Origin of the sequence: Alterirhizorhabdus solaris (assembly GCF_007785815.1) — a bacterium.
In the GTDB taxonomy this organism is placed as follows: domain Bacteria; phylum Pseudomonadota; class Alphaproteobacteria; order Sphingomonadales; family Sphingomonadaceae; genus Alterirhizorhabdus; species Alterirhizorhabdus solaris.
Genome location: NZ_VNIM01000068.1, coordinates 1 through 22,703 on the forward strand (window position 1 = coordinate 1; position 22,703 = coordinate 22,703).

Here is a 22,703-nt window from a genome sequence, read left to right on the forward strand (position 1 = left end):
TGCCTGCACAACCCGATCCCGCCCGGCAGGCCGCTCTCGACCAGCGTGTCGCCAGCATGGAGGCGCGGATCGGCCAGATCAACGCGCGCGCCAATGCGGCGGTGGGCAATGCCGATCGCGCCGAGGGGCTGCTCGTGGCCTTCGCCGCGCGCCGCGCGCTCGATCGCGGGGTGGCGCTCGGCTATATCGAGGGGCTGCTGCGCGATCGCTTCGGCGCGGCGCAGCCGCAGGCCGTCGCCACGATCATCGCCACCGCGCGCAAGCCGGTGACGCTGGAGGAACTGCAGGCCGGCCTGAGCGAGGCGGGCGACCGGCTGACCGGCGGCGGCCCGGACGAAAGCTGGCTGGACGGGATGCGCCGGGAACTGGCGAGCCTGGTGGTGGTGCGCCGCGCCAGCCTGCCCTCACCCGATCCGGCCGACCGCCTCGCCCGCGCGCGCCGCCAGATCGATGCCGGGCATGTCACCGCCGCGCTGGCCGAGGTGGCGCGGATGCCGGGGAGCGACAACGCCGCCGACTGGATCGCCGCCGCCCGCCGCTATGCCGCCGCGCGCGACGCGCTCGACGTGATCGAGACGGCGGCGCTGCTGGAGCCGCGCGGCGTGCGCCCGCCGCCGGCACCCGTCGCCGCCCCCGCCTTTCCGCCGGAAGAGGAAACGCAGCCATGAAGACCGCAGCCTTCGCCCTGATCGCTCTCGCACTCGCCGCCGGCACCGCCGGGGCCGCGCCCCCGGTGAACACCTATCAGCTGCGCCTGAAGCAGCTCGACAAGCCGCGCCAGGCCGCCGCGATGCGCGGCGCGATCGTCGAATCGGGCCAACGCTGCGGGCGGATCGATCCGCCGGTGGATCGCGGGGCGTACAAGAACATGTTCCTGTGGGCGGCACGCTGCACGCCGGGCGGGGACTATGCCATCTATATCGGCCCGGACGGATCGGCCCAGGTCCGCGACTGCGCCGAGGCCGCCAAGCTGAAGCTGCCGGCCTGCAACCTGCCGCCGGCGAAACCGGCGCCGAAACGCCGCTGACGGCCGCCGCGCGACGCCCCGCCCGGTGGGACGTCGCGATGGCCCCCACCCTTGACCAACCCGTGCCGCATCGCCACATGCCCAATCGGATCGAATCGTTCCGATTACGCCAAGGATGCGCGATGCGGCTGACCAGCCTCACGGATTATGCAGTGGTGATGCTTTCGGCCGCCGCCCGCCATGCGCCCGCCGCACGGCTGACCGCGACGTTGCTCGCCGACGAGACGGGCGTGCCGCTGCCCACCGCGCAGAAGCTGATGGGACGGCTGGCGGGTGCCGGCCTGCTCCATTCGGCGCGCGGTACCGGCGGCGGCTTCGTTCTCGCGCGCGATCCCTCGGCGATCAGCCTGGCCGATATCGTCGAGGCGGTGGAAGGGCCGATCGCCATGACCGCGTGCGTGGAGGACGGCCGCCACGACTGCGGGCTCGAGGAGGCGTGCCGGGTGAAACCGCACTGGTCCGCCGTGAACGATGCGGTGAAGGGCGCGCTGGGCGGGGTTTCCCTCGCCACGCTGGCTGCACCCGCCGCCGTGGCCGTCAACCATATTTCCGCAGGGGCCGTAGCATGACCGATGTCCGCAACCGCGAGGCGCTCGACGCCGCCGAGAAGGCTTCCACCTACGAGTGGGGGTTCAATTCCGATATCGAACAGGAGTTCGCGCCCAAGGGGCTGAACGAGGATATCGTTCGCTTCATCTCCGCCAAGAAGAACGAGCCGCAGTGGATGCTCGACTGGCGGCTGAAGGCGTATCGCCTGTGGCTGACGATGGAATCGCCGGACTGGGCGAAGCTGAACGTGCCGCCGATCGACTATCAGGACGCTTATTATTACGCCGCGCCCAAGGTGAAGCCGATGCTCGACTCGCTCGACGAGGTCGATCCCGAGATCCTGCGCGTATACGAGAAGCTGGGCATCCCGATCGAGGAGCAGAAGGTACTCGCCGGTGTCGAGGGCAGCCGCAAGGTGGCCGTCGATGCGGTGTTCGACAGCGTCTCGGTCGCCACCACCTTCCGCGCCGAGCTGGAGCGGGCGGGCGTCATCTTCCGCTCGATCAGCGAGGCGGTGAAGGAATATCCCGATCTGGTGCGCAAGTGGCTGGGCAAGGTGGTGCCGATCCAGGACAATTACTTCGCCGCGCTGAACGCCGCCGTCTTTTCGGACGGCACGTTCGTGTACATCCCCGAGGGTGTGCGGTGCCCTATGGAGCTTTCCACCTACTTTCGGATCAACGCCGCGAACACCGGCCAGTTCGAGCGGACGTTGATCGTGGCCGACAAGGGCGCCTACGTCTCGTACCTCGAAGGCTGCACCGCGCCGATGCGCGACGAGAACCAGTTGCACGCGGCGGTGGTGGAACTGGTCGCGATGGACGACGCCGAGATCAAATATTCCACCGTGCAGAACTGGTATCCCGGCAACGCCGAGGGGCTGGGCGGCATCTACAACTTCGTCACCAAGCGCGCGCTGTGCTCGGGCAGGAACAGCAAGGTGAGCTGGACGCAGGTGGAAACCGGCTCCGCGATCACCTGGAAATATCCGAGCTGCGTGCTGGCGGGCGAGAACAGCGTCGGCGAATTCTATTCGGTGGCCGTCACCAACAACCGCCAGCAGGCCGATACCGGCACGAAGATGATCCATCTCGGCAAGGGATCGCGATCGACGATCGTGTCCAAGGGGATCAGCGCCGGCCGATCCGACAACACCTATCGCGGGCTGGTGCGCGTGGGGCCGTCGGCCGAGAACGTGCGCAACCACACGCAGTGCGACTCGCTGCTGCTGGGGGCCGAGTGCGGCGCGCATACCGTGCCGTATATCGAGGTGCGCAATCCCAGCGCGCAGATCGAGCATGAGGCGACGACCAGCAAGATCAGCGACGACCAGCTGTTTTACGCGATGCAGCGCGGATTGAACGCGGAGGACGCCGTGGCGTTGATCGTCAATGGCTTCGCCAAGGAAGTCCTGCAGCAGTTGCCGATGGAGTTCGCCGTCGAAGCGCAGAAGCTGCTCGGTATCAGTCTCGAAGGGAGTGTCGGATGACCAAGGAAGCCAACGGACAGCGTATCGCCGTGTTGACGCGCCGGGTTTATCAGGAGCCGGAATATCGCGGTGAGATCGAGCTGGATCATGTCCCCGCGATCGGCGACGTCGTCGAGTTTCCCGAAGACGGCCATGTCAAATCGCTGACGGTCGTCGATATCCAGACGCTCGAGCACCCCGACGACAACGAGGCGTTCACCACGACGATCATCTGCGAAGACGAAGAGACCGATGCTCACAATCAGTAACCTGCACGCCGAGACCGCCGGCAAGGCGATCCTCAAGGGTCTGTCGCTCACGATCAACGCGGGCGAGATCCACGCGATCATGGGACCGAACGGGGCGGGCAAGTCCACGCTCGGCTACACGCTCGCCGGGCGGCCGGGATATGAAGTGACGGACGGCAGCGTTACGTTCCTCGGCGAGGATCTGCTGGAAAAGGCTCCGCACGAGCGGGCTGCCGCCGGACTGTTCCTCGGCTTTCAATATCCGGTCGAGATCCCCGGCGTGTCGAACGTGCAGTTCCTGCGCACCGCGCTCAACGCGCAGCGCCGCCTGCGCGGGCAGGCGGAGCTGTCGGGCGGCGAGTTCCTCAAGGTCGCGCGCGCGCAGGCCGATGCGCTCGGGCTGAACATGGACATGCTCAAGCGGCCGGTGAACGTCGGCTTTTCGGGCGGCGAGAAGAAGCGCAACGAGATGGTGCAGATGGGCATCATCGACCCGCGCCTCGCGATCCTCGACGAAACCGACAGCGGCCTCGACATCGATGCGCTGCGCACGGTGGGCGACGGCATCAACCGGATCATGCGCGCGCCCGACAAGGCCGTGCTGCTCATCACCCACTACCAGCGGCTGCTCGATTACGTGAAGCCGGACTTCGTGCATGTGCTGGCCGATGGCCGCATCGTCCGTTCGGGCGGGGCGGAACTGGCGCTGGAGCTGGAGCGCGAGGGCTATGCCGAAACCGTGCGGGAGCAGGCGGCTTGAGCAGCCCCGCCATCCTGGGCCTGCCCTCCCCCCGCGACGAGGCGTGGCGCTGGTCCGATCTGTCGGCGCTGCCCGCGCTGGCCGAGGCGTCGCCCACCGGCGGCGTGATCGACACCAGCGGATTCTGGCTGAACCTGGGTGGGCCGCGCCTGCTGTTCGTCGATGGCCGTCTGGATGCGGGCCTGAGTGATCCCGGCCCGATCACCTGTGGCGCGACGGGCGTGGCATCCGCCCATGCTCTCGCACGCCTTGCGACCGGCGATGGCTGGGCGTTGCGGCTGGGGGCGGACCATGCCGCCGCCGGGCCGGTCGAGATCGTGCATGTCGCCACCGGCGGCGCTTCGCATCTGCCCGCGCTGATCGAACTCGCGGATGATGCACAGGCAAGCGTCGTCGAGACGTTTGTCGGCGATGGCTGGGCCAACCGGCTGCTCTCGATTCGTCTTGGGCGATCGGCGCGGCTGATGCGCAGCGCGCGGTTGTTGCAGGCGAGCGGCTTCGTCTCGCTGCGCGACGAGGCGGAACTGGCCGAGGGCGCGAGCCTGATCGCCACCGTGCTGGGCGCGGGCGGCCAGGGTACGCGGATCGATGCGGCGGTGACGCTCGCCGCGCCCGGTGCATTCGCCGAATATGGCGGCGCGCTGCTGGCGCGGGACGATCAGCGCCACGACGCCGCCGTCGCCGTGCGCCATGCCGCGCCGAACGGCACCAGCCGCCAGTTGTGGCGGGCGGTGGCCGACGATCGCGCCGCCGCCAGCATCGCCGCCCGCGTGGAGGTGGCGCGCGACGCGCAGAAAACCGACGGCGAGCAATCGCTGCGCGGGCTGCTGCTGCGCCGCACCGCGACGATCAACCTGAAGCCCGAACTGGAGATCTTCGCCGACGACGTGAAGTGCGCCCACGGCGCCACGGTCGGCGAGCTGGATGCGCGGGCGCTGTTCTACCTTGAGAGCCGGGGGCTGCCGCCGGCGCAGGCCAAGGCGCTGCTGACCCGCGCCTTCGTGGCCGACGCGCTCGGCCGGATCGGCGAGGAGGCGGTGCGCGAGGCGTTCGCCGCCGATGCCGAGGCATGGCTGGAGGCGACGCTATGACGACGATGCTGGCGACCCGCGCGCTCGATACCGTGGCCGATTTTCCGGCGATCCCGGACGGCTGGGCCTATCTCGACACCGCCGCCACCGCGCAGAAACCCCGCCCGGTGATCGATGCGATCGCCCGGGCCTATGGCGAAACCTATGCGACCGTGCATCGCGGTGTCTATGCCCGCTCCGCCGACATGACGGTGGCGTACGAGGCGGCACGGCGGCGCGTGGCAGACTTCATCGGTGCCGCGTCGGCCGACGAGATCGTGTTCGTCCGCGGCGCGACCGAAGCGATCAACCTCGTCGCGCAGACGTGGGGGATGTCGCTGAAGCCGGGCGACCGCATCCTGCTCTCGCAGCTGGAGCATCACAGCAACATCGTGCCGTGGCAGCTGCTGCGCGACCGTACCGGCATCGAGATCGACGTCGCCCCGCTGACCACGGACGGCCGGATCGATCTGGACGCCGTGGAAACGATGCTGACGCCGCGACACAAGCTCGTCTCGCTGGCGCATGTCTCCAACGTGCTCGGTTCGATCCTCGATTGCCGCCGCGCCGCCGACCTCGCCCATGCGGTAGGCGCGAAGATCCTGATCGACGGATGCCAGTCCGTGCCGCGCCTTGCCGTCGATGTCGCCGCGCTGGAGTGCGATTTCTACGTGTTTTCCGGTCACAAGCTCTACGGCCCCACCGGCATCGGCGTGCTGTGGGCGCGGGGCGATATCCTCGAGGCGATGCCGCCGTGGCAGGGCGGCGGCGCGATGATCGACCGCGTGTCGTTCGAGCGGACCACCTACGCCCCGTCGCCGGCACGGTTCGAGGCGGGGACGCCGCACATCGTCGGCGCGCTCGGCCTGCACGCCGCGATCGATTATGTCGAGGCGATCGGGCTGGATGCGATCCACGCGCACGAAACCGCACTGGTGCGCGCCACCCGCGAGGCGCTCGGCGAGTTGAACAGCATCACCCTGTTCGGACCGGAGGACTCCGCCGGGATCGTGAGTTTCGCGATTCCGGGGGTGCATCCGCATGACATCGGCACCATATTGGACGAGGAGCGGATCGCGATCCGCGCGGGCCATCATTGCGCCCAGCCGCTGATGGAACATCTGGGCGTGAACGCCACGGCGCGCGCCAGTTTCGGGGTCTATAACGTGCAGGCGGATGTCGACGCCTTGGTGCGGGGGTTGCAACGGGTGACGAGAATCTTCGGATGAGCAGCGAAAACCAGATCAGCAGCGAGGACGTCGAGTCGGTCGCCATGCCACCGCGCGCTCGCGTGGAGGATGCGGTGGAAGCCGCGCCGCGCCGCGCCGACTATCTCGAGGGCTTCCTGTCCGCCGCGCCGCCGGCGCAGGCCGAAGGGGAACCGGGCGGTAGCCTGTACGACGGCGTGATCGACGCGCTGAAGGAAATCTACGATCCCGAGATTCCGGTGAACATCTACGACCTCGGCCTGATCTATGGCGTGGACGTGACGGACGGCGGGCATGTGGTGGTGACGATGACGCTCACCACGCCGCATTGCCCGGTCGCCGAATCGATGCCCGGCGAAGTGGAGATGCGCGTCGCCGCCGTGGCCGGTGTCGGCGTCGCCGAGGTGAATCTGGTGTGGGATCCGCCGTGGGATCCGGCCAAGATGTCCGACGAGGCCAAGCTCGAACTGGGGATGCTGTGATGGCGACGACGACGACGCGTGCGCGGCCGGCCGCGCTGAACCTGACCGCCGGGGCCGAACGGCGCATCGCCGACCTGATGTCGCGCGCGCCCGGGGACAGCGTGGGGGTCAAGCTCTCCACCCCGCGCCGGGGCTGTTCGGGCCTCGCCTATTCGGTCGATTACATCGCATCCGCCGATCCGATGGACGAGAAGATCGCCACCCCGGGCGGCGATCTATACGTCGATGGCGGCTCGATCCTGTACCTGATCGGCTCGACGATGGACTGGGTGGAGGATGACTTCACCGCAGGCTTCGTCTTCCAGAACCCCAATGCCAAGGGCGCGTGCGGCTGCGGCGAAAGCTTCACGGTCTGACGGGTTCGGCCCGCCCCCGCTAAATCCCGCGCGCAACGGCGCGTTTTGGGCTAGGGGCGCGGCATGACGATCTGGATACCCCTCCGCTGAAACCCGAATCCGCCGGAACCCCCGCGCGTCGCGCCGCGCTTCGTCTGCTCGATGCGGTGCTGCGCCAGGGGCTGCCGCTGGAGGCAGCGATGGCGTCGGCCACCGCCGACCTCGAACGCGCCGACGATCGCGGCTTCGCCCACGCCATCGCCGCCGAGGTGCTGCGCCGCCTGCCCGATCTGGACGCGCTGATCGACGGTGCCACCGCCAAGCCGCTGCCGCACGATGCCAAGGCGCGCACCGTGCTGCGCATCGCACTGGCGCAGGCGCTCGCGCTCGGCACCGCGCCGCACGCCGCCATCGCCACGGTGTTGCCGCTGGTGGACGGCGGGCCGCGCAAGCTGGTGCACGGCGTGTTCGGCACGATCCTGCGCAACGAGGCGGCGTTGCCCGTGCCGCCATCGCTGCCGGCCAACGTGGCGAAGCGCTGGCGCAAGGCGTGGGGTGAGCCGGCGATCGACGCCGCCCGCGCCGCCATCGCCGCCCCGCCCCCGCTCGACCTGACGCTGCGCGACGGCGACGCCGCCGAATGGGCCGAACGGCTCGGCGGCACCTCGCTCGCCCCCGGCCATGTGCGGATCGCGCGGACGTCGGGCGTCGCCGAACTGCCGGGCTTCGCCGAGGGCGCATGGTGGGTGCAGGATATCTCGGCCTCGCTGCCCGCGCGCCTGCTGGGTGCGGGCGAGGGCCGAACGGTCCTCGATCTGTGCGCCGCGCCCGGTGGCAAGACGATGCAGCTCGCCGCCGCCGGCTGGGCCGTCACCGCCGTCGATTCCTCCGAAACGCGGCTTGCCCGGCTCACGGAGAACCTCGCCCGCACCGGGCTGTCCGTCGATCTCGTCACCGCCGACGTGATGGCGTTCGAGCCGGCCGCGCCGTTCGACGCGGTGCTGCTCGATGCGCCCTGTTCGGCTACCGGCATCTTCCGCCGCCACCCGGACGTGCTCCACCGCGTGACGGACAAGGCGATCAAGGCGCTTTCCGTTACGCAGGGGGCGATGCTGACGCGGGCGGGCGGCTGGGTGAAGCCGGGCGGCACGCTCGTCTACGCCGTCTGCTCGCTCGAACGCGTCGAGGGCGAACGCGTGGCCGAGGATTTCGCCGTCGGCCACGGCTTCGCGCTGGAAGCGGTGGAGGCGGAAGCGCTGCCCGCCGGCATCGTGCCGGACGAGGCGGGGCGGCTGCGCGTGGTGCCCGGCATGGTGGCGGGCGGCGCCGACGGCTTCTTCGTGGCGCGCTTCCGCAGGCTGTAGGGTCGGATGGCTTGAACCTTATCCGCTCACCCTGAAGGAATGGGGGCGGGCGGCCGACCTGGCGCCGCCCGCCCCGCCTAGAACGTCACGACGACGCTGACCGTATCGGTATAGGTGCCCACCGGCGGCGTCGCCTGATCGGGATTGATCCGCGCCACATAGGGGATCATCTGCCCCGGCGTGGTGGCGCCGGTGCCGGTGGCGGCGCCCACCAGCGGGTTGGTCTGGTCCCAGATCGTCGTCGCATCGGGCCGGTAGAGATTATATTGCAGCACATGCCCGGCGCCGTCCTTCATCGTGCGCCACGGCCGCGATGCGCCGCCGGTGCCGCTGGTGAAGGCGATGTTGAACGGCGTTCCCTTCGTGCAGTCCACCGCCACCGCCTGCGTGACACTGCCGAACAGCGAGGCCAGCGGCGCGCTGCCGAACGACACGGCCGGCGCGCTGATCCGGCAGTCCAGCCCCACCACGATGCGGACGGTCATCGTCGTCGTGCCGCTGCCCACCTCCTGCAGGATGCACAGCCCGCCCACGCCGATGCCGCGACAGATCTGCCACGCCCACTGGACGACGACGGTATCGGTATAGGTGCCGGCAGGCACGTTCGGCGTGTCGGTCAGCGTGGCATACATCGTCGGCACGAACGAGTTCGGGTTCAGCACACTCAGCAGCGCCAGCAGCGACGGGTTGAAATAGTCGATCGTCGATCCCTGCGTGAACGCCACCGTGCCCGCCGCATCCGCCGACATGCGATAACCGATGCTGTCGCCCGATCCGTTCGTGAGGCGGAAGGCGTTGCTGCTCGTCATCGTGGCGGTGCCGACGTTGGCAGACAGCACGCCGAGGATCGCGCCGTTGCACGTCAGGCTGGTCGGCGCCGCTACGGTCGCGACCGAAGCCGCGCGGACATCGTAGGAGGAGGAGGCGGCGAACACGGTGGTGGTCGCGGCCGTCAGGCTGCATGCCGCCTGCGCCGGGGCGGCGGCCAGCCCCAGCATCACCAGCAGCAGTCGCAGGATCATTCGCATCGCACGACTCCCAGATCGGCCAGCAGAACGCCGCCGCGCGGGATCGTCACATGCGCGCGGCACGGCCCGGCTGGCGCGATGGCGGCGAGTTCGACCGGGCCGGTCATCCCTTCCAGCAGGACGATGCCGTCCCAGCCGACGACGGTGGCACCACCCCCCGGCAGGGCGACGGCGGTGCCGGGCGGCAGCGCCGCGCCCGCGCGATCGAACAGGCGCACCGTGATGCTGCTGGTGATCGTCACGGGCATGCGGATCACCGCGCCGGCCCCCTCGCGCAACGCCACCCGCGCCTCGCTCGCCTTGGCCTGCATCCCGATCGGCAGGTCGACCGCGTCGATCGCGAAGCGGCCGGGGTGGTAGGCGGTGACGCGCGGCACGAACAGCCGGCCGCTGCGGCCGGTCGTGCCGATCCGCTGGTTCTCGTAATAGACCGCCACCCTGGGCGCGCCGGTGGCGACGACCGCGAACGCATCGGGCAGCGCGTTGGCCGCGACCAGCTGGTGATCGAGGAACGCGACCGAGCCGGAAACACCGCCCCAGGTGGAGCGACTGCCCCCGGCCCAGGCGGTGCCCGCATCGACCTGCTGGTGGGGGCCGCGCCACGTCACCGTCGTCTGGCCGTAGGTCGTGCCGCGCCGGTCGATCGCGGCATCGGCGGAGATCCCCAGCCCGCCGTCCACCGGCACCGAACGGGCGACGTTTGCCTGGACCCGCAGGTCGCCGCCGGGCTGCCGGCTGATCCCCGCACCGGCGATGCCGCCGCGCCCGAACGGTACGGACAGCCGCAGCTGCGCGCTGGCGCCGCGCCGGTCCACATCATAGTCGGCGGCGGCGAACAGCGACATGCGTGCGCCCACCGGCATGGACAGCGAGGCCGAGGCGAGCCGCACGCGGCTGTTGTCGCGCGTGCGGCTGTCGATATAGCCGAGGCCGATGCTGCCGAAAGAGGCGAGATTGATGCTGGCGCTGGCCCGATCCGCCCGCATCCCGCCGCGCCAGTTCCGCAGGTCGAAACTGCCGACATCGGCGAACCCGCCGCTGCGCCGGATGTGCTCCACCCCCATGCTGAAGCGGCGGCCGGTGTAGTTGTAGCCGGCGGTGATCTGCGTCCCCGTCGTCGTCCCCCGCCGGCTGGCGGACACGGTGCCGTGCAGCGCACCCCACAGCCCCGGCGCCCACACCACCCCGCCGCCGCCTGCGGCCAGCCCCGCCGCCGCTTCGGCATGGGCCTCCACGGTCAGCGTCTTGCTCATTCCGTGGCGCAGCGAGGCGGAGGCGACGAAGCGGCCATAATCGAGGCTCGTGATGCCGTAGCCGCGCCGCAACGCCCCCGCCTCCACCGAGAAGTCGGTCAGGCCCGGGCGCAACAGTTCCGAGGCGACGTAGAAGGGCACGACCGTCGCCACCTGCCGGCCCACCGCATCGGTGGTGACGATCCGCGCCTCGCCGGCCCCGTTCACCACCGGCACGTTATCCAGCACGAAACGCCCCGGTGCCACCTCCGCCCGCTGCTGGCGGTAGCCGTTGACGAACAGGTCCACGCCCGAGGGTACCGTCGCCTGCCCCGCGAAGCTGGGTAGCGGCACGGTGACAAGATCGGGCCGCACGCGGAAACTGCGGGCGATCTGCACCCCGCCCACGCGCACCGCCGTCGTCCACGGCAGGGCCTGGGTGATGAGATCGCCGGCCGTCACGGTCAGCGCGCGCCGCTCGTCGACGAAGCGGTAGCGCGTGTCGAGCCGGACATAACCGTTGCGCCCGAGCGCGCCGGCGCGGAAGAGGCCGGTGTTCGAGAGCGTGCCGAAGCCACCGAACGCCCGCTGCTCGGTCCACAGCGAGGCGGCGGTGCGACCGTCTCCGTGCTGCACGTACAGATCGTAGTTCAGCAGCGCGCCGGTATCGACGATCGTCTGCGCATGGTCGCGCGGATCGGCGGCGATGCGGCGGGTGGGCAGCAGCGCGGTCGGCACGTCCAGCAGCAGGCGCTGGCCCGGCGCATCGTAGGTAGCGTGGAAATCTGATCGCGCGGCCACGTCGATCCGCTGGTTGCCGGTCACCGCGATCCCGGCCTCGCGCAGCGCGGATGCCTCGATCCACAGGCGATCGCCCTCCTGCGTCACCGCCGCGAGCGCGCCGTTGGCCTGTGCGTTCACCACCAGCTCCACGAACAGCGCGGCCGGCGCCGTCGTCACACTGGCGAGCGCCGGCGCGTCGGGCAGCGCGACGGCCGGCGCCGAGGCCAGCACCAGCGGCAGTGCCGACAGGAGCCGGGAAAGTCGCATGATCCGGATCGGGCGCCCGCCAGCGCTCAGCTAGACGGGGTCAGCACGGCATCCCGGCCGTTCACCACCGCCCGCACCGCACCGGCCCCGCCCGCCGGCAGCGGGAAGGTGATCGTGGCGCCGGGCAGCACATAGCCGGCGAGGCCCGCCTTTATCATCGTCTCCGTGCTGCCGCGCGCCATCCGGATGTCGCTGAGCCGCGCGTGCATGGTGCCGCCGTTGCGGATCGAGAGGAGGCTGCCCGCCTCCCCCGGCAGCACGTCGGCGATCAGCCCCGGCGACGTCGCCCCGGCCGTGGTGGCATAGCTGAACAGCGGGATCGAATAACGCATCTGCACCGCGAGGCGCGCCGATGCGGCGGCCGCCCCGCCCTCCGGCGGCCGATCCGGCAGTTCATCCACCAGCAGGCGATACGACCGTTCCGGCACGACGGTCGGCGCACGGCGGATGACGCGGACGAGCTGGCGCTTGCCCGGAGCCACGGTGGCGATCGGTGGGCTGGCGACGATCTCGTCCTGCGGGACCAGCGCCTCGCCGCTGCCCGTCTGCGACCAGAGGAAGGTGCGCACCTGGAGCGTGACCGGCTGGTCGCCCTTGTTCTCCAGCCAGATCGCGGTCGCCGGTTCGCTGCCCGAGATCGTCGGATCGACCGGCCAGATCACGACCGTGGAGGCACCGGCGACGGCCGGCAGCATGAGCGCACAGGCGGCGGCAAGAAGACGTTTCATCGCGAACTTTCCCACAAGACGAATGGCCGTCACCGACCGGGCTTCACCAGCTTAGGGTGACGCGGACGGTATCGGCGTAGACCCCGGCCGCCATCGGCCGGACGAGCGTGGCGCGCCCCCGCACCGCGACGACCCGCTTGCTGACCCCGGCGGCGAACGGCAGCGCCACGGCCTGCGTGGTCCACGCGGTCGCCCCGCCATCGAGGAACAGCTGGTACGGGATCGGCACCCCCGGCCCGCTGGCGGTGGCGAGGCGGCGGACGCCCCCGGCGGCATGGTCGCCGGCATCCGCGCTCATGCTCACCGCGATGCCCGGCGTGCATTCGATCGAGATGCCGCCCGCCCCACCCGACAGGAGATCGGCGTCCATCGTACCCTGCGCCACGCCGGAGACGGTGCCAAAATCGATCGAGCCCCAGCGCCCCGCCCCGCTGGTGGCGACCACGCAGCCCTGCACCACCGTGGCGCCGACCTGGAAGGACTGGCTCGTCACCGCCGCCGCCGGCCCCGCCAGCCCCGCGCATCCCGCCGCGACGATCAGGCCACGCCGGGCCGGGGAAAGGCGCATCGCGCGTCTCCGCCCCGTTACCAGCTCAGCGTCACCTGCACCGTATCGGCATAGCTGCCGGCCGGCAGCACCGCGCCCGCGCTGTTGACCCGCGCATAGATCGGCACGCTGATCGCGGTGGTGGTCGCCGTGCCGAGCGCGAGCTGCTGGCCGATCGTGATCTCGCTGGTACGCGCTGAATCCGAGAACAGGCGGTAGGCCACGGTGTTGCCGCCCGACGCGAGATGATGCTTGCCCGCGGCATCATTGGCGCCCGCGCCGATGGTGAGCGCCGGCGTCACCCCCGGCGAACAGAGCACCTGCAGCGTGCCAAGCGAGCCGACGAGCTGGCCGTCGACATTGCCGAAGATGCCGGGCTGGTCGGTGAAGCGGATCGTGCCCAGCGATCCGACGTTCGACTGCACGGCTCCTGCCCCGTTGACGACGCATGCATTGGTGACGGTCAGCGCAAGTGCAATAGTGCCGCTGCTGGTGTCGGCCCTCGCCGGTGCCGCGCCAAGGAGAACGATTACCGTGGCAAGCGCGCAGGAGCGGGCGGCAAGGATCATGGATCGAGACATCAGACAACTCCAACTGAACATCGAGTATCATTGGAACATATCTGGGTGAATCGAGTCTTACTTGGCCACTTCGGCGGCGGTTCGGTGCGACCAGTGTCTAGTCAGTACGACCTTGGTCGCACCCTGTGTGGATTCGGCTGATCTGGATCAGTGTAAAGGGGTGTTATTCAGGCTCGTTACGATTGTCCGCGTCCGTGTTTTCACTCGTCTTGGCGTGGTGTGGAGAACCGGTGGTTAACGCTGCAAAGCGCGGTTTAGCGTCGTTTTTCTTCGGGGAGCCGACATTTGGCCGTGAGACTGGCGACCGGGCATGGTTCGCTGATCGATCCGATGGATCGCCCGGCCCGCCGGTGTCAGGTTCGAAGGCCGGATCCCGCTATGTGCCGGATTGGGCCGCTTGCCTCCCCCGATCTGACAGCGAAAGTTCCATAACATTTGTAACAAAATGTGTCTAAGTACGGAAAAGTCGGTTAACGCGCCAGAAGTACGAGGCGGCGGGATGCTGCCCGCCGTGCGTACGCGCATCGCCCAAGTCGTGGATCCGACCAGCGCTGACCGATCCGTATCGCGCCGCGGGCTGTCAACCTAACTATTGGCGAGAGTCGCTCGTATCTTGCAGCACGTCGGGCACAGCCTTCATTGGCTCGTCATCGGCATACGGCGCTGCAACGCACAGCAGACAGCGACGACGAGCGGACAGCAACACCGCCCCGCCCTTGTCCGTGCGCCGATTCAACCCTCGCGACGGCGCCTGAACGGATAGGCGAACTGTGCGCGATAGCCGTTCGGCACCTCCTCGGGCACGCCATAGCCCTGCGGCCAGCGCCCCTTGGGAAAATGATGCGTGCCGAACAAACGGTCGATCCACGGGAAGTGGATCGCGAAGTTCACGTCCACCGCCTCCTGCTCCAGCCCGTGGTGCCAGTGGTGGAAGCGCGGCACCACCAGCCAGCGCCCGAGCCGGTCGAAATCGCCACGCAAATTGGCGTGGATCAGCGACGAATAGATGTAGACGACCGCGATATAGGCCTGCAGCGCGGAGGGCAGGAAGCCCAGCGTCATCATCGGCAACGCCGTGACGCCGCGCAACGCGACGATCTCGAAGAAGTGCATCCGCGCGCCGGCCAGCCAGTCCATCGACTTGGCCGAATGGTGGATCGCGTGGAACCCCCACAGGAACGGCACGCGGTGGAAGGCGCGGTGGAACCAGTATTGCGCCAGGTCGGTCAGCACCATGATCTCGATGAACTGGACGATCCACGGCTGCCCGCCCACCAGCGCGCGGAACCCGGCGAACCCGCCGCTATGCGCCATCACCGCCTTCGATGGCGCGAAGGCGAGGAAGGTCAGCACCTGCACCATCATCGAGCTGACGAGATAATAGAACAGGTCCTCGCGCCATTCGGTGCGGAACAGGCGTTGCGCGCCGTCGCGCGGGAACAGCCGCTCGATCGGAGCGAACATCAGCCCGGTGATGGCGAGGTTCACGATGAAGAAATCCAGCCCGAAGAAGATGCCCCAGCTGCGCGTCTCGTCCGGCTGCACGTCCGCCCCGCCCAGCAGCGCGGCGGCGATGCCGATGGCCAGCGCGGTAAAGCCGATCGCCTTGGCCGGCCGCAACAGCAGGCTGAGCAGCGCCAGCGCGTAGCTGGCCAGAAGCACGCCGTGCACGCCCACGCGAAAGCCGGGCAGGTCGCGCAGCCGCGCCAGCTCCGGCATGGCGAACCAGCCCGGCCAGCGCAGCGCCACGACGAAGCCGAAGCCCGCCACCGCCAGCAGCAGCGCGAAGAAGCCAGCGAACCAGCCGCTGCCGAAACGGCGCGCCTCGATCGGCGCCTGCAGATCCTGCCGCAGCGCGGTCAGGCCGGGAAGTTTGCGTTCCATTCCCGCATCGTACCGCGCTTTGTACGACGAAGCGAGCCGGCGCGTCAGGCCGGCTCCTCCCGCATCAGCGGCGCGTGGCGATCGACGAGGATGGCGCTCGCCGCGTTCAGCCCGATCACCTCGACGGCGATGCCGTGCCGGCGCATCGTCGAGACGACCTCCTCCAGCGCGCCCACCGCCGTCACGTCCCACAGATGCGCGTGGGTCAGGTCGATCGTCACGCGGCGGGCGGTATCGCGCAGATCGAAGCGGTCGGCGAAGATCTCGGCGCTGGCGAAGAAGATCTGGCCCGTCACCACATAGCGCCGCGTATCGGTGGCCTCGTCATACGCCTCCGCCACGCCCATCAGCTTGGTGACCTTGAACGCGAAGAACACGCCGCTGAGCAGTACGCCCACCGCGACGCCCATCGACAGGTCGTGCGTCGCCACCGTCACCGCCACGGTCGCCAGCATCACGATGCCCGAGACCTTGGGGTGCCGCCCGAGATCGCGCAGCGACCCCCAGGAAAAGGTGCTGACCGACACCATCACCATCACCGCCACCAGCGCGGCGACCGGCACCTGCGCGATCCACGGGCGCAGCGGCCCCATCACGATCAGCAGAAACACGCCCGCCACCAGCGTGGAAAGTCGCCCGCGCCCGCCATAGCGCACGTTGCCTACCGTCTGCCCGATCATGCCGCAGCCGGCGATGCCGCCGAACAGCCCGGCCGCCATGTTGGCGAGGCCGAGGCCGGTGCATTCGCGCGCCTTGGAACTGGTCGTCTCGGTCAGGTCGTCCACCACGCGCGCGGTCATCATCGATTCGAGCAGGCCGACCGCCGCCATCGCCAGCGCATAGGGCGCGACGATCACCAGCGTCTCCCACCCGACCGGCACATGCGGGAGGGCGAACGAGGGCAGCGCATCGGGCAACCGGCCGAGATCGGCGACGACGCGCAGCGGCATCGGGAAGGCCACGCTGACCGCCGTCAGCACGACGATGCAGATCAGCGGCGAGGGGATCGCCGACAGGATCTTCAGCGGAACGCGCGGCAGCAGGTAGATGATCGCCAGCCCCAGCGCGATCATGGCGTAGGTATGCCACGTCACGCCGAGCAGTTGCGGCACCTGCGCGGAGAAGATCAGGATCGCCAGCGCGTTGACGAAGCCGGTCCGCACCGATCGCGAGACGAAGCGCATCAGCACGTCGAGCTTGGCCAGCCCGAAGCCGATCTGGAACAGGCCGGCCAGCACCGTGGCGGCCAGAAGATATTGCAGCCCGTGCGTGTGGACGAGCGCGGCGGCCACCAGCGCGACCGAGCCGGCAGCACCCGAGATCATCGCCGGGCGCCCGCCGGCAAAGGCGATCACGATGCCGATCACGAAGGAGGCGAACAGGCCGACTTCCGGGTCGATCCCGGCGACGAAGGAAAAGGCGATCACCTCCGGGATCAGCGCGAAGGTGCCGACCATGCCGGCCAGCACATCGCGCCGGGCGGCCGGCACGCCGCCGCCGAACCATTCGGCGCGGGTGCGGGAAAGGGGCGTCGTAAGGGAATGTACGGTCATGGAAATAGTCCGCCTTACGTCGCGCCGGCCGCCGCTTGGTCTGCGGCGTCGGAATGTTCGGGTGCGACGTTTGCGTTGTCCGGCGGATCGGCGGCCGGAATAGCCACCCGGGGTTTCACCGGGTCCAAGCGAATGGCGCCAGCTACCCCCGAACGCCGCGCCATGCAACGCCCCCGGCTTGCCGCATCGCCCGGAACCGGGCAGGGCCGCGCGGCCCACGGCACCCGGCGGGCAAGCGAAGGGCTGCGAACGATGATACCGCGTGAACTGATCGGGCAGGCGGACGTACCCGGCGGCCCGCCGCTACGGCTGATCCGCCACGGCCGCGATTTCATCATCATGCTGGAACGCAACGAGCTGATGAGCAGCCGGATGAGCGGCTCGGAGGTGGCGCTGGGCAGCATGACGTGCCGCCGCCTGCGCGCCCGCAAGAACGCGCGCATCCTGATCGGCGGTTATGGCATGGGCTTCACCCTGCGTGCGGTGCTGGCCGAACTCGGCCCCGCCGGGCGCGCGGTGGTGGCCGAACTCGTCCCCGACATCCTCGACTGGGCGCGCGGGCCGATGGCGGCGATGACGGGCGACTGCCTGGACGATCCGCGCGTGGAGATAAGGCTGGAGGATGTGGCGGCACCGATCGCCGCCGGCCGGGGCGATTACGACGCGATCCTGCTCGATGTGGACAACGGCCCCGACGGGCTGACCCGCCCGGCCAACGACCGGCTCTATTCCGCGCTCGGCCTCGCCAACGCGCGGATGGCGCTGCGCCCCGGCGGCATCCTGGCGGTATGGTCGGCGGCGCCCGACGCCACCTTCTCGCGCCGGCTGAAGCAGGCGGGCTTCACCGTGGACGAGGTGCAGATGCGCGCGCGGGAGAACGGCAAGGGGCCGATCCACACGATCTGGTTCGCCGCCAACGGCTGAGGGCCGGCGGCCGCCCGGCCCGCTTGCCCGATGTATATGCGGCAGCTAGAGCGAGGGCACCTATGACCACGCCCATCCTCATCGCCCCGTCCATCCTCTCGGCCGATTTCGCCCAGCTCGGCGCGGAGGTGCGCGCCATCGACGCCGCCGGCGCGGACTGGATCCACGTCGACGTGATGGACGGCCATTTCGTGCCCAACATCACCATCGGCCCGGCGGTGGTGAAGGCGCTGCGCCCGCACACCGCCAAGCCGTTCGACGTGCACCTGATGATCTCCCCGGTCGATCCGTACCTCGATGCCTTCGCCGAGGCCGGGGCGGACATCATCACCGTGCATCCGGAGGCCGGGCCGCACCTGCACCGCACGCTCCAGCGGGTTCGCGCGCTCGGCAAGAAGGCGGGCGTGTCGCTCAACCCCGCCACCCCGGCCAAGATGCTCGACTATGTGCTGGAGGAGGTCGATCTGGTGCTGGTGATGAGCGTGAACCCCGGTTTCGGCGGGCAGAGCTTCATCGAGAGCCAGTTGCGCAAGATCGAGGCGATCCGCAAGGCGATCGACAGGCAGGGGCTGACGGTGGACATCGAGGTGGACGGCGGGATCGACCGCACCAACATCCGCCGCGCGATCGATGCCGGCGCCAACGTGTTCGTCGCCGGCACCGCCACCTTCAAGGGCGGGCCTGCCGCCTATGCCGACAATATCGCCGCGCTGAAGGCGGCCTGAGCCGTGTCGCGTCCGCTTGGCGACGCGACCGGCGACGAGCAGGATGGCCCGCAGGAGATCGAGCCGGGCAAAAGCCTGATCCGCCTCGCCGACGATTCGGGCCAGTCGCTCACCGGGCGGATGGCCGCGCACCTGCACCGGCTGATCTGGCGCACGCCCCTGCATAACCTTCGCCTGCGCGGGCGCTATCCGCTCAAGCTGCTGGGCGTGCCGCACGATCCGATCCCCGGCGATGTCGGCGCCGGCCGCACCCTGCTCGGCGGGCGGATGGTGCATCTGGGCGAAAGCCTCGATCTCGACGGGGCCGATCTGGCGAACCTCACGGTATCCGCCGGCTTCCGCGACATGATCCATGCGTTCGGCTGGCTGCGCGATCTGGCCGCCGCCGGCCCGCGCGACCGGGGCGCGCCCGTCGCCGAGATACTGGTGCGCGAATGGCTGGCGACGCACGGCCAGCAGGTGGCCGAGCCGGCGTGGCGGGCGGACATCGTGGGCCGCCGGATCATGGCGTGGGGCGCGCACGCGCCGCTGATCCTGTCGAGCAGCGACATCGTCTATCGCTCGGCCGTGCTCAACAATCTGGCGCGCGCCGCCCGCCACCTCGATCGCGGGGCGGAAAAGGCGCCGCAGGGGCTGCCGCGCATTACCGCCTTCGCCGGCGTGATCGCCGCCGGGCTGCTGATCCCCGGCGGCGAGGGGCGCGTGGCGGCGGGCGAGGCGGGGCTGGCGCGCGCCATCGCCGCCTCGCTTTACGGCGATGGCGGGCTGGCCAACCGCTCGCCGGTGGCGCAGCTGGAACTGGTCGAGCTGCTGGCGCAACTGCGCGCCTTCTACCTCGGGATGCACCGCGATCCGCACGAGAGCGTCACGCAGGCGCTGGCCCGCGCGGTGCCGGCGCTGCTGGGCGTCACGCTCGGCGACGGCGGTCTTTCCAGCTGGCAGGGCGGCGCCCCGATCGGCCCGGCCCGCGTGACCGCCGCCGTCGAGGCATCCGGCGTGCGCGCGCGTCCGCTGCGGCAGGCGCGCGACTGGGGCTACCAGCGGATCGCCTGCGGGCAGGCGGTGCTGGTGCTGGATGCGGCGCCCCCGCCCGCCAGCCGCCTCGCCGCCGGCGGCTGCGCCTCCACCCTCGCGTTCGAGCTGTCGGACGGCGCGCATCGCCTCGTCGTCAACTGCGGCGGGCCGCGCGGCGGCGGGCTGCTGCCGGCGGATCTTACGGCGGCGCTGCGCTCCACCGCCGCCCACTCCACCCTCGTCGTGGCCGATACCAATTCCACCGCGATCCACGACGACGGCTCGCTTGGCCGCGGCGTGACGGAGGTGGAGCTGGACCGGCACGAGCAGGAAGGTGGCAGCCGGCTGGACGTGAGCCACGACGGCTACGCCCGCCGTCACGGCTTCATCCACCGCCGCCAGCTGCTGCTGGCCGGCGACGGGCGCGAGCTTTCGGGCGAGGACGTGCTGCTGCCCGCCAGCCGCCGCCACCGCGCCAGCGAGGCCGCCTTCGCCGTCCGCTTCCACCTCGCCCCCGGGATCGAGGCGACGTCCACCGACGATGCGATGGGTGCGCTGTTGCGGCTGCCCGGCGGGCCGCTGTGGCAGTTCCGCTGCAAGGGCGGCATGCTGTCGATCGAGGAGAGCCTGTGGATAGACCCGGCCGGCCGGCCGCGCGGCTCCGCCCAGCTGGTGATCTCCGCCGAGGCGGCGGCCGGCGGCGCGAGCGTGGGCTGGCTGTTCCGCCGCGCGGCGTGAGGGGCTGACCGCAGGGCTGACAGCAGCGACCGAATCACCTAAAGGCGCGGCATATTTCCCTCCGCTCATCCTGAGGAGGGGCAGGGCGCAGGCGAAGACCCGTCTCGAAGGATCCTTCGAGACGCCATTTCGACTTCGCTCAATGGCTCCTCGGGATGAGCGGATACTCCCGCTACAGGAAACCACCATGTCCGACGTCCGTGTCACCCGCGCCCTGCTTTCGGTTTCGGACAAGGCGGGGCTGGTCGCGCTCGGCACGGCGCTGGCCCGCCACGGTGTCGAGCTGGTGTCCACCGGCGGCACCGCGAAGGCGCTGCGCGAGGCGGGGCTTGAGGTGCGCGACATTTCCGACCTCACCGGCTTTCCGGAGATGATGGACGGGCGCGTCAAGACGCTGCACCCCAAGGTGCACGGCGGCCTGCTGGCGGTGCGCGACGACGCGGCGCATGTCGCCTCGATGGAGGAGCATGGCATCGGCGCGATCGATCTCGTCGTCGTCAACCTCTACCCGTTCGCGCAGACCGTGGCGAAGGGTGCCGGTCGCGACGAGGTGATCGAGAACATCGATATCGGCGGCCCCTCGATGGTGCGCTCCGCCGCCAAGAATCACGCGCATGTCGCGATCGTGACCGATCCGGCCGACTATGACGCGATCGTGGCCGAGCTGGACGAGACCGGCGGCGCCACCACGCTGCCGCTGCGCCGCCGACTCGCCGCCAAGGCCTATGCCGCCACCGCCGCCTACGACGCGACGATCGCCGGCTGGTTCCAGACGGTCGACCAGCAGCAGGCCTTCCCCGCGACGCTGGCGATCACCGCCACCAAGGGGCCGGACCTGCGCTATGGCGAGAACCCGCACCAGGCCGCCGCTTATTATACCGACACGACCGGCGGCGTTTCCGGCATCGGCCAGGCGCGGCAGGTGCAGGGCAAGGCGCTGAGCTACAACAATTACAACGACGCCGATGCCGCGCTGGAGCTGATCGCCGAGTTCCGCGATGGCCCGCCGGCGGTGGTGATCGTGAAACACGCCAACCCGTGCGGCGTCGCGACCGGCGATACGCTGGCCGAGGCCTATGCCGCCGCCTTCGCCTGCGACACCGTGTCGGCGTTCGGCGGCATCATCGCGGTCAACCGCCCGCTCGATCGCGCCACCGCCGAGGCGGTGTCCGGCATCTTCACCGAGGTGGTGGTGGCGCCCGACGCCGACGCCGACGCGCTCGCCATCTTCGCGGCGAAGAAGAACCTGCGGCTGCTGCTCACCGGCACGCTGCCCGATCCCGCCCGTCCCGGCCTGTTCGCCAAGTCGATCGCGGGCGGCTGGCTGGTGCAGTCCCGCGACGACGGCCGCGTCGCGGAGGCCGACCTGAAGGTGGTGACGAAACGCCAGCCGACCGCCGACGAACTGGCCGACTGCCTGTTCGCCTGGACGGTGGCCAAGCATGTGAAGTCGAACGCGATCGTCTACGCCAGGGGCGGGTCCACCGCCGGCGTCGGCGCGGGGCAGATGAACCGCCTCGAATCGGCTCGTATCGCCGCATGGAAGGCGAAGGACGCCGCCGACAAGGCCGGCTGGGCGCAGGCGCGCACGATCGGCTCGGCGGTTGCCTCGGATGCCTTCTTCCCGTTCGCCGACGGGCTGCTGGCGGCGGTGGAAGCCGGCGCCACGGCGGTGATCCAGCCCGGCGGCTCGATCCGCGACGCCGAGGTGATCGCGGCGGCGGACGAGGCGGGCCTCGCGATGATCTTTACCGGGATGCGCCACTTCCGCCATTGATCGGCGGAGGCCGCATCGTGCGCCACGGCCCCGGCGGGTGCCGCGGCCGGCGGGGTTAGCGGAACAGCAGGTAGATGAACGTGATCCACACAGTGGGGGTCACGATCGCGACCAGCGCCATGTGCGGGCAGACATGGTCCACTTTGAGTCGGGCGGCTTTCATATCACTCTCCTGTGTCGCCCCTCGTGCGGGGGTCGATTCGGCTCGACCCTACCCCCGCATCCCGTTGATCGACAGGAAAATATCGCCGTGCCCTGCGCCATCCGGCGGCAGGCCGTGCGCCCCCCGCGACGACCGGCGCCGGCCCATTCTTCATTCATCCGCCCGACAGGTTCGGCGGCCTAACAGGTTTCAAGCGGTCGCGGGGACCGTGCCGGGATTCCCCCCTGTTGCCCGGTGCCTCATCCCCC

At 70.0% G+C, this 22,703-nt stretch carries 22 protein-coding genes and 1 other annotated feature; of the genes, 15 read left to right on the forward strand and 7 right to left on the reverse strand.

Annotation, left to right across the window (positions count from 1 at the left end):
- The 11 genes from FOY91_RS14940 to FOY91_RS14990 all read left to right on the forward strand — a co-directional run.
- Positions 1 to 668 (forward strand): hypothetical protein (locus FOY91_RS14940; protein ID WP_203234584.1); only part of this gene is annotated, 668 nt, incomplete at its 5' end.
- On the forward strand, positions 665 to 1,027 hold the full coding sequence (locus tag FOY91_RS14945) for a hypothetical protein (RefSeq protein WP_145153675.1): 363 nt from the start codon (positions 665 to 667) through the stop codon (positions 1,025 to 1,027). The genes FOY91_RS14940 and FOY91_RS14945, both read left to right, overlap by 4 nt.
- Positions 1,028 to 1,149: 122 nt before the next feature.
- Positions 1,150 to 1,596 (forward strand): SUF system Fe-S cluster assembly regulator, encoded by a 447-nt coding sequence (locus FOY91_RS14950; RefSeq protein ID WP_145153678.1) that lies wholly within the window; start codon positions 1,150 to 1,152, stop codon positions 1,594 to 1,596.
- Positions 1,593 to 3,065, forward strand: a complete 1,473-nt coding sequence (gene sufB / locus FOY91_RS14955) for a Fe-S cluster assembly protein SufB (protein ID WP_145153682.1) — start codon at positions 1,593 to 1,595, stop codon at positions 3,063 to 3,065. Before FOY91_RS14950 ends, sufB begins: the two co-directional genes overlap by 4 nt.
- Positions 3,062 to 3,313 carry a hypothetical protein gene (locus FOY91_RS14960; RefSeq protein ID WP_145153684.1) on the forward strand — a complete coding sequence of 84 codons (252 nt, stop codon included), beginning with the start codon at positions 3,062 to 3,064 and terminating at the stop codon, positions 3,311 to 3,313. Before sufB ends, FOY91_RS14960 begins: the two co-directional genes overlap by 4 nt.
- Positions 3,297 to 4,052, forward strand: coding sequence for a Fe-S cluster assembly ATPase SufC (sufC, locus tag FOY91_RS14965; protein WP_145153687.1), 756 nt, complete (start codon positions 3,297 to 3,299; stop codon positions 4,050 to 4,052). The genes FOY91_RS14960 and sufC overlap by 17 nt, the downstream gene beginning before the upstream one ends.
- Positions 4,049 to 5,143 carry a SufB/SufD family protein gene (locus FOY91_RS14970; protein WP_203234585.1) on the forward strand — a complete coding sequence of 365 codons (1,095 nt, stop codon included), beginning with the start codon at positions 4,049 to 4,051 and terminating at the stop codon, positions 5,141 to 5,143. The genes sufC and FOY91_RS14970 overlap by 4 nt, the downstream gene beginning before the upstream one ends.
- A 5-nt stretch (positions 5,144 to 5,148) precedes the next feature.
- Positions 5,149 to 6,351, forward strand: a complete 1,203-nt coding sequence (locus FOY91_RS14975) for a cysteine desulfurase (protein WP_145153729.1) — start codon at positions 5,149 to 5,151, stop codon at positions 6,349 to 6,351.
- Positions 6,348 to 6,812, forward strand: coding sequence for an SUF system Fe-S cluster assembly protein (locus FOY91_RS14980; protein ID WP_145153689.1), 465 nt, complete (start codon positions 6,348 to 6,350; stop codon positions 6,810 to 6,812). The genes FOY91_RS14975 and FOY91_RS14980 overlap by 4 nt, the downstream gene beginning before the upstream one ends.
- Entirely contained in the window at positions 6,812 to 7,168 is a 357-nt protein-coding gene (locus FOY91_RS14985) for a HesB/IscA family protein (RefSeq protein ID WP_145153692.1), read from the forward strand. Before FOY91_RS14980 ends, FOY91_RS14985 begins: the two co-directional genes overlap by 1 nt.
- A gap of 86 nt (positions 7,169 to 7,254) precedes the next feature.
- The gene (locus FOY91_RS14990) at positions 7,255 to 8,511 is read left to right on the forward strand and encodes an RsmB/NOP family class I SAM-dependent RNA methyltransferase (RefSeq protein WP_145153695.1); all 1,257 of its coding nucleotides are present in this window, start codon (positions 7,255 to 7,257) and stop codon (positions 8,509 to 8,511) included.
- A 77-nt stretch (positions 8,512 to 8,588) separates the two neighbouring features.
- Here the strand turns inward: FOY91_RS14990 and FOY91_RS14995 are convergent, their stop codons facing one another.
- The 7 genes from FOY91_RS14995 to FOY91_RS15025 all read right to left on the reverse strand — a co-directional run bounded on the left by FOY91_RS14995 (position 8,589) and on the right by FOY91_RS15025 (position 17,114).
- Positions 8,589 to 9,539, reverse strand: a complete 951-nt coding sequence (locus tag FOY91_RS14995) for a Csu type fimbrial protein (RefSeq protein ID WP_145153698.1) — start codon at positions 9,537 to 9,539, stop codon at positions 8,589 to 8,591.
- Positions 9,530 to 11,821 carry a fimbria/pilus outer membrane usher protein gene (locus tag FOY91_RS15000; RefSeq protein WP_145153702.1) on the reverse strand — a complete coding sequence of 764 codons (2,292 nt, stop codon included), beginning with the start codon at positions 11,819 to 11,821 and terminating at the stop codon, positions 9,530 to 9,532. The genes FOY91_RS14995 and FOY91_RS15000 overlap by 10 nt, the downstream gene beginning before the upstream one ends.
- Positions 11,822 to 11,847: 26 nt before the next feature.
- The gene (locus FOY91_RS15005) at positions 11,848 to 12,549 is read right to left on the reverse strand and encodes a fimbrial biogenesis chaperone (RefSeq protein WP_145153704.1); all 702 of its coding nucleotides are present in this window, start codon (positions 12,547 to 12,549) and stop codon (positions 11,848 to 11,850) included.
- 43 nt (positions 12,550 to 12,592) lie between these two features.
- Positions 12,593 to 13,117 (reverse strand): Csu type fimbrial protein, encoded by a 525-nt coding sequence (locus FOY91_RS15010; RefSeq protein ID WP_145153707.1) that lies wholly within the window; start codon positions 13,115 to 13,117, stop codon positions 12,593 to 12,595.
- Between the two features lie 17 nt (positions 13,118 to 13,134).
- Positions 13,135 to 13,677 (reverse strand): Csu type fimbrial protein, encoded by a 543-nt coding sequence (locus tag FOY91_RS15015; RefSeq protein ID WP_162527241.1) that lies wholly within the window; start codon positions 13,675 to 13,677, stop codon positions 13,135 to 13,137.
- Between the two features lie 732 nt (positions 13,678 to 14,409).
- The gene (locus FOY91_RS15020) at positions 14,410 to 15,561 is read right to left on the reverse strand and encodes a sterol desaturase family protein (protein ID WP_145153713.1); all 1,152 of its coding nucleotides are present in this window, start codon (positions 15,559 to 15,561) and stop codon (positions 14,410 to 14,412) included.
- Positions 15,562 to 15,605: 44 nt separating this feature from the next.
- Positions 15,606 to 17,114, reverse strand: coding sequence for a SulP family inorganic anion transporter (locus FOY91_RS15025; protein WP_145153717.1), 1,509 nt, complete (start codon positions 17,112 to 17,114; stop codon positions 15,606 to 15,608).
- A 73-nt stretch (positions 17,115 to 17,187) separates the two neighbouring features.
- Positions 17,188 to 17,243: a sequence feature (sul1 is cis-regulatory element that is thought to sense ions involved in sulfur or methionine metabolism; They are found in Alphaproteobacteria), on the reverse strand.
- A gap of 123 nt (positions 17,244 to 17,366) precedes the next feature.
- On the opposite strand from FOY91_RS15025, the gene FOY91_RS15030 reads away from it, so the two are divergent.
- The 4 genes from FOY91_RS15030 to purH all read left to right on the forward strand — a co-directional run bounded on the left by FOY91_RS15030 (position 17,367) and on the right by purH (position 22,292).
- Entirely contained in the window at positions 17,367 to 18,038 is a 672-nt protein-coding gene (locus FOY91_RS15030) for a spermidine synthase (protein WP_145153720.1), read from the forward strand.
- Positions 18,039 to 18,100: 62 nt separating this feature from the next.
- Complete coding sequence (rpe, locus tag FOY91_RS15035) at positions 18,101 to 18,763, forward strand: ribulose-phosphate 3-epimerase (RefSeq protein WP_145153723.1); 663 nt, start codon at positions 18,101 to 18,103, stop codon at positions 18,761 to 18,763.
- 3 nt (positions 18,764 to 18,766) lie between these two features.
- Complete coding sequence (locus FOY91_RS15040) at positions 18,767 to 20,515, forward strand: heparinase II/III family protein (protein WP_238995722.1); 1,749 nt, start codon at positions 18,767 to 18,769, stop codon at positions 20,513 to 20,515.
- A gap of 187 nt (positions 20,516 to 20,702) precedes the next feature.
- On the forward strand, positions 20,703 to 22,292 hold the full coding sequence (gene purH, locus FOY91_RS15045; protein ID WP_145153726.1) for a bifunctional phosphoribosylaminoimidazolecarboxamide formyltransferase/IMP cyclohydrolase: 1,590 nt from the start codon (positions 20,703 to 20,705) through the stop codon (positions 22,290 to 22,292).
- Positions 22,293 to 22,703 lie beyond the last annotated feature (411 nt).